This is a genomic window from Methylophaga pinxianii (assembly GCF_020447225.1).
In the GTDB taxonomy this organism is placed as follows: domain Bacteria; phylum Pseudomonadota; class Gammaproteobacteria; order Nitrosococcales; family Methylophagaceae; genus Methylophaga; species Methylophaga pinxianii.
Window position 1 is genome coordinate 1 of sequence record NZ_JAJAEO010000116.1, and the last position, 6667, is coordinate 6667.

The 6667-nt window shown below is 43.3% G+C and carries 7 protein-coding genes; 6 read left to right on the forward strand and 1 reads right to left on the reverse strand.

Going from position 1 to position 6667, the window contains the following annotated elements:
* From LGT40_RS01065 to LGT40_RS01080, 4 genes are all read left to right on the forward strand, one after another.
* On the forward strand, positions 1-1266 hold a 1266-nt coding region (locus tag LGT40_RS01065; RefSeq protein ID WP_226343131.1), incomplete at its 5' end, for an ATP-binding protein.
* A complete protein-coding gene (locus tag LGT40_RS01070; protein WP_226070569.1) occupies positions 1259-1915 on the forward strand; it encodes a response regulator transcription factor in 657 nt (218 codons plus the stop codon). The genes LGT40_RS01065 and LGT40_RS01070, both read left to right, overlap by 8 nt.
* 138 nt (positions 1916-2053) lie before the next feature.
* Positions 2054-2491 (forward strand): Hsp20/alpha crystallin family protein, encoded by a 438-nt coding sequence (locus LGT40_RS01075; protein WP_226070568.1) that lies wholly within the window; start codon positions 2054-2056, stop codon positions 2489-2491.
* Between the two features lie 165 nt (positions 2492-2656).
* Positions 2657-3217 (forward strand): PepSY domain-containing protein, encoded by a 561-nt coding sequence (locus LGT40_RS01080; RefSeq protein ID WP_226070566.1) that lies wholly within the window; start codon positions 2657-2659, stop codon positions 3215-3217.
* Between the two features lie 87 nt (positions 3218-3304).
* On the opposite strand, the gene metG is transcribed toward LGT40_RS01080, so the two are convergent.
* Complete coding sequence (gene metG, locus LGT40_RS01085) at positions 3305-5323, reverse strand: methionine--tRNA ligase (RefSeq protein ID WP_226070564.1); 2019 nt, start codon at positions 5321-5323, stop codon at positions 3305-3307.
* A 429-nt stretch (positions 5324-5752) separates the two neighbouring features.
* On the opposite strand from metG, the gene LGT40_RS01090 reads away from it, so the two are divergent.
* Positions 5753-6256, forward strand: coding sequence for a hypothetical protein (locus LGT40_RS01090; RefSeq protein WP_226070563.1), 504 nt, complete (start codon positions 5753-5755; stop codon positions 6254-6256).
* On the forward strand, positions 6256-6667 hold a 412-nt coding region (locus LGT40_RS01095), incomplete at its 3' end, for a succinate dehydrogenase/fumarate reductase transmembrane subunit (RefSeq protein WP_226343132.1). The genes LGT40_RS01090 and LGT40_RS01095, both read left to right, overlap by 1 nt.

Below are 6667 nucleotides of genomic sequence, written 5' to 3' on the forward strand. Positions count from 1 at the left end.
GGGGGGGGATTAACCATCTGGCAAGCCCGCCATTCAGTAGAACGTGAGGTGAACTCCTCATTCAAACTGGCCTTGCAAATGATTGATTTGGGTTTCAGTCATCTGTCTCGAACATCTATGACCGAGTATGAATGGTTACAACAAATCAGCGCTATTCAACATACCCGCCACTTACATATCAGCATATTGAATGAAAATGGTGATGAGGTTGAATGGTTTGTGTCTGATGAGCTGGATGAAGAATTACCTCCAGAGTGGTTTGTTCGAGCAGTTAAAACAACATATCCCAGTGCAAATTACGATATTAAATTGGCCGATGGACGGATTAAACAAATTATTGTTCGGGCAGATCCAATGGACGAGATTACGGAAGCATGGGAGGAGTCAACGGCTTATTTCTGGTCAGTAATGACAATGATCGCAGTAATTTTTTTAGCGATTAATTTTGTATTTAACTCTATGTTAAGAACCGTCCGAAGCATTGTTGCCGGTTTACGACGAGTTGAGTCGGGACAATATGGTCGTAAGTTACCGCCATTTGATATTCGTGAGTTTGATGCAATTGCCAGTGAAATCAATCATTTGTCTGATGCATTAAAAGTGGCTAAAGAAAATAATCAGGCTTTGGCACGACACACTATGCAGATCCAGGAGTCAGAAAGACGCAATTTATCTCGTGAACTGCATGATGAAATGGGGCAATCACTTACGGCGATTAAGGCTATGTCTACAGCAATTCGGCAGCCGGGTGCTGAGGTCGCTAAAATTTCCGATTCAATTGCTGAGATATGTAACCATTTGGCTGGGGTTGTGCGTTCCATGATGCGAACCCTTCATCCCTTGAGTTTGGCTGATTTGGGATTAGGTGCCACTTTGGCCGATTTGGTTAATGAATGGCGACGCAGAAACTCAGAGCTCGTTGTAAAGCTGGATTACGATGACCGGCTGGATCAGGTCTCACATGAACTGGCGATACATGTTTATCGTATTGCTCAGGAATGTCTTACTAATGTCGTGCGTCATGCTAACGCAACTGAGGTAACATTAACTATTCGACAGGAAGGCGAGCAATCGTCTCCGCGCGTGGTGATGCGGATCCGCGATAACGGACAAGGCGGTGAGTCATCAGGTGAAGGCTTTGGCGTTTTAGCGATGCGTGAACGGGTAGAAAATATGGGAGGCCGTTTTAGATTTGAGTCTGAAGCAGGAAATGGCGTTTGTGTCAGTGTTTGGATGCCAATCATAGAGAAATCAGAGAATGAATGAAAAAAAGATTAGTGTATTACTGGTAGATGATCACCAGGTCGTTCGAGCTGGATTTAGAATGTTACTAACATCACAACCTTTTATCGGCGATATAGTTGATGTTGATCGGGGAGAATTGGCTTGTCATGAATACGAACGAAAACGCCCTGATGTGGTGGTGATGGATTTATCGATGCCTGGCATTGGTGGGTTAGAAACCATTCGTCGATTGAAAAAACAGGATCCACAGGCCATCGTGCTGGTCTACAGTATTCATGATGAATCCATTTACGTTGAGCGTGCAATTCAGGCTGGTGCTAGAGGTTATGTCACTAAAAATAGCGCGGCAGAGGTTCTGGCTGAAGCTGTGTTGGCAGTATCACAAGGCAAACGGTATATCGAACAGGACATTTTGCCCAATATAGATGATTTCAAACACCCTTCAGATACATTGCATTATGGTCAGGTCGTGGAATTACTTTCTCCGAGAGAGTTTGATGTGTTTTGTTTGACGGCCAGGGGGTTAACAGCTCATGAAGTGGCTGCAGAGCTTCATCTGGGCTATAAAACTGTAGCAAATTACAACACCCAGATTAAAAACAAACTGAACGTAAACACCACTGCCGATTTGGCTAATATAGCCGTTGTCCTGGGCATAATAAAACATTAGAAAGTGTTTCTAGCTGATTGATATATATGCCGTTTGTGAATAGTTGAGAAATTGACTTGAATTTTTTTAAGGCATCCCAATTTTGTCATTCAGAAGACATTGTTCGTCTTCATGATGTAGAAATTATGGAGGTGTTTTATGGCCATTCAACGATATAGACCATACAGTTTATTTGATAATTTGCAGCGTGAGATGTCATCTTTGTTTCAAGTGCCTGCAACGGAAACCAATTTTAGTGAAGAGGATTGGACGCCAGCCGTTGATATACAGGAAAATGCTGACAACTATGTTATTCATGCCGATTTGCCGGGGGTAAAAGCCGCGGATATTGAAGTGACAGCTGAAAATGGACTGTTAACGATTAAAGGTGTGCGAGACAGTAACAAGACTGAACAGAAAGATAATTACAAACGTATTGAACGATTCAGTGGCAGTTTTATGCGGCGCTTTACGTTACCAGAAACCGCCGATGTTGATCGTATTAATGCGACATCACGTGATGGTGTGTTGGAATTAACCATTCCAAAAATGGCTCAGCTTCAACCTAAACGCATTGAAGTTAATATTCAGCAATAAGAACACATAAAAGCTCCAGAAATTTCATTTCTGGAGCTTTATTTTTGTGTATAGGAAAAATTCCCAATATAATTGGTGCTGGAAAAATATTGTTACATCTAACAATAAGCTACATTGCTCTTGTGGGTAGAGAATGGAACCAAGCTTTTAAACAAAGGAGCAATTATGAAACTTACAGCTAAATTATTAACGGCTGCCATCACTCTGTCATTATCTTCTATGACCTTTGCTGATAACGATAACTACGATCTCGACGATATTCGTGATTGGGAACTCGTTAAAATGGAAACCTGTATGGATGCGGCGCTTGACACTATTCCCGGCAATGTACGTAAGCTGGAAATGAAAATGGAAGGCGACGATCCGATCTATGAGTTTGATGTTGAAGCGGTAGCTGATGGTAATACCTACAATGTCGAATGCAATGCCGAAGAAGGTTTTGTAACTGAAATCGAACGTGAAGTTGCAGCTGACGATGCGACGTTCAAAAAATACGCAAAAATCTCTGAATCAGAAGCTCGTCAAACTGCTTTAGATTTCATTCCAGGTGAAGTCGTTGCCAATGAGTATGAAATGGGTTACGAAGGCTCAGTGACCTATGAGTTCGATATCGTCAACGCACATGGTCGTGAATATAAAGTTGATGTCAATGCTGTCACCGGTGAAATAGAAGAAGCCAATATTGAATTGTATGAAATTGGTATGGAAAAAGAACTGAAACAATAACTGTTCAGTTCAAGCATTAAAAAGCCGGCTTAACGCCGGCTTTTTTAGTGTTTGACATAGCGTAAGCGACGAGAACCACTCAGATATTTACTTAACCCGCATTCCTGGTTGTGCTCCTTCGTCGGGATTGAGAATAAACAAATCTTTACCCCCAGGTCCGGCAGCGAGCACCATGCCTTCTGATAAACCAAAGCGCATTTTTCTCGGTGCCAGATTGGCCACCATCACCGTTAGTTTGCCCACTAACTCTTCCGGGGCGTAAGCCGATTTTATTCCGGCAAAAACCTGCTTTTCTGCCAGTCCGATATCAAGTGTCAGCTTTAACAGTTTTTCAGCGCCTTCAACATGTTCAGCATTAACGATTTTGGCAATACGCAAATCAATTTTGGCAAAATCATCAAACTGAATTTCATCGGCTATCGGGTCAATGTTTTCAGTGGTTTTGGTTGGGGCCGCGGTGGCAACCATATTATCTTTGGACTCTTCAATAATTGCGTCGATTTTGTCTTGTTCGACCCGAGTCATTAACGGTTTAAACGGTTCGATGGTATGACTGAGTAATGGCTTTTCTATATCAGTCCATTGCAATGAATCAATTTTTAGGAAAGTTTCAGCTTGCTCAGCGGTTCGAGGTAATACCGGTTTTAAGTAGGCAATAAGCACTCTGAACAGATTAATGCCCATACTGCAAACAGCTTGCACTTCAGCATCTTTACCTTCTTCTTTGGCTAATACCCAGGGTTTTTGTTCATCAATATACTGGTTGGCCTTGTCCGCCAAAGCCATGATTTCACGCATCGCCTGAGCAAACTCGCGATTGTCATAACGTTTGGCAATCGATTCTGCCTGATTGATAAAGTTGTTGAATAAAGCTTCATCCGCCAGTGAGTCGCCTAACTTACCGTCAAAACGCTTATTAATAAAACCCGCACAACGACTGGCGATATTGACGACCTTACCCACCAAATCTGAATTAATCCGGCTTTGAAAATCTTCCAGACTGAGATCAATATCTTCTATGGTGTTATTTAGCTTCGCGGCAAAGTAATAGCGCAGATATTCTGGATTCAAGTGATTTAAATACGTGCGTGCCTTGATAAAGGTGCCACGCGATTTAGACATTTTTTTGCCATCAACCGTGAGAAAACCATGCGCATAAACCCGGTTAGGTAATCTGAAACCCGCTCCTTTGAGCATCGCTGGCCAGAATAAAGCATGAAAATAAATAATATCCTTACCGATAAAATGCACCAGCTCGGTTGGACTGTCTGCACGCATAAATTCATTAAAATCTACACCACTGCGGTCGCAGTAATTTTTGAAACTGGCTAAATAACCGATCGGTGCATCCATCCACACGTAAAAGAACTTGTTCGGTGCATCGGGAATTTCAAAACCGAAATAGGGTGCATCACGCGAGATATCCCAATCCTGTAAACCACTGTCAAACCATTCGCCGAGCTTGCGACCGACTTCTGCTTGTAAATGATCGCCCTGCGTCCATTCACGTAACAAAGGTTCAAAATTACCCAGTTTGAAAAAATAATGTTCTGATTCTTTGGTGATCGGTGTCGCACCGGAAACGGCTGAAACCGGGTTTTTCAATTCAGTCGGATCGTAAGTTGCACCGCAGGCTTCGCAGTTATCTCCATACTGATCGGCTGCACCACACTTGGGACATTCGCCACGAATAAAACGATCAGGCAGGAACATTTCTTTTTCAGGATCGTATGCCTGACTGATAGTCCGGCTTTCAATATGTCCGGCATCGCGATTTGCCAGATATATTTGACTGGCTAATTGGCGGTTTTCTTCGCTATGCGTGCTGTGATAATTGTCAAACCCAATCGCAAATTCGGCAAAATCCGCCTGATGTTCCTTGCTGACATCGGCAATTAACTGTTCAGGTGTGATGCCCTCATTTTGTGCACGCAACATGATCGGTGTGCCATGGGCGTCATCGGCGCAAACATAATGACATTCGTGGCCACGCATCTTTTGAAAGCGCACCCAGATATCTGTCTGAATATATTCAACAAGATGCCCGAGATGGATAGAGCCATTGGCATAGGGAAGTGCGCTGGTGACCAGGATTTTTCGTTGCATAAATAAACCGGAGTTAAGCCGTTAGAAAACCGTTAAAGATAACAGATTAACCAGGGTCTGTTAATCTTTCATGGTCACCACTGCTGGAGACTGTTTTTTGTCCAACAAGGCGGAAATGATGCGATGTAGTTGTTCTGCATAAAGCATTTACAACATAGTTAGATGGAGGATAGCCCCAGCCCTTCGGGGGAAGACTGAAGATGCACCACTCCGTATTGCTTGTCGCTTATTTTGAGCGACTAAACGGCACATCTCGCCCCTTAGATTGGTGCATTTTCAGTCACAACAGAGGAGGTCATGAAAGGTTATCAGACCCTGCTAGACTCTATTTTTAATGTTCAGTCACAGTTGCGTTGAAAAGCGATGCAGTTTGCTTTAGATTGAGGTTATAACTGCCATGACGGCAAATCCTTGTTATAAGAGAGCCTGATGGATCTGAATTTACATGATATACATGCCGAGTCAATTGAACTGGCCTTGGACCGGGCGCGACAATATCGCTCTCTGTTGGAGCCGGAAATTGCCGAAAGCATCTGTCTGGATATCCTCAATATAGAACCAGACAATCAGGCTGCACTGGTGGTTTATATTCTGGCGTTAACTGACCAGATTAGCATTAGCGGCAGCCAATCGCCTTTTCAGGATATTGAAACAGCTATCGGCAAACTCACCAGCGAATATAAACAAATTTATTACACAGGCATTGTGCTGGAAAGACGAGCCCGCTTTATGCTTACTCAACCGATGTCCCGGGCATTTGCTTATGATTATTTTATTAAGGCATTGGAGTGTTATCAGCAGGCGGAACAAATACGCCCCGATCATAACGATGAAGCCATCCTGCGCTGGAATAGCTGCGTACGCACTATTCAACGTGAAAAACTCGAACCGATATCGGAAACCGATCAAATCGTGATGAGTCGGGAGAGCTAATGGCCCTGTTGCAAGTCAAAAAACGCCTGATGGCGATAGCCGGTCTGGTACTGACCGTTTATCTTATTTTTCATATGCTCAGCAATCTGACTTTTTTTATTCCAGGGCAATATCAAACCTTTTACGATTTTTATAATCAGCCACTGATTCGCTGGCCGCTATGGTTAGCCGTTACAGCCGCACTGGTTTTTCATGTCATTGTCGCTGTGCAAATTCGCCTGCATAATCGTAAAGCCCGAGTTCAAGCCTACCAGCATCGGCAGCATCATTCTATTCCGGCCTGGCTGGTTTCCATTGTTATCACATTGATCCTGCTGTTTATTCTCTGGCATATGGCACAAATGTGGTCATTTGGGGGGGAGGAAATATATCGGCAGACTCTCACTTTATTCAGTTCTAAGTGGCAATTGC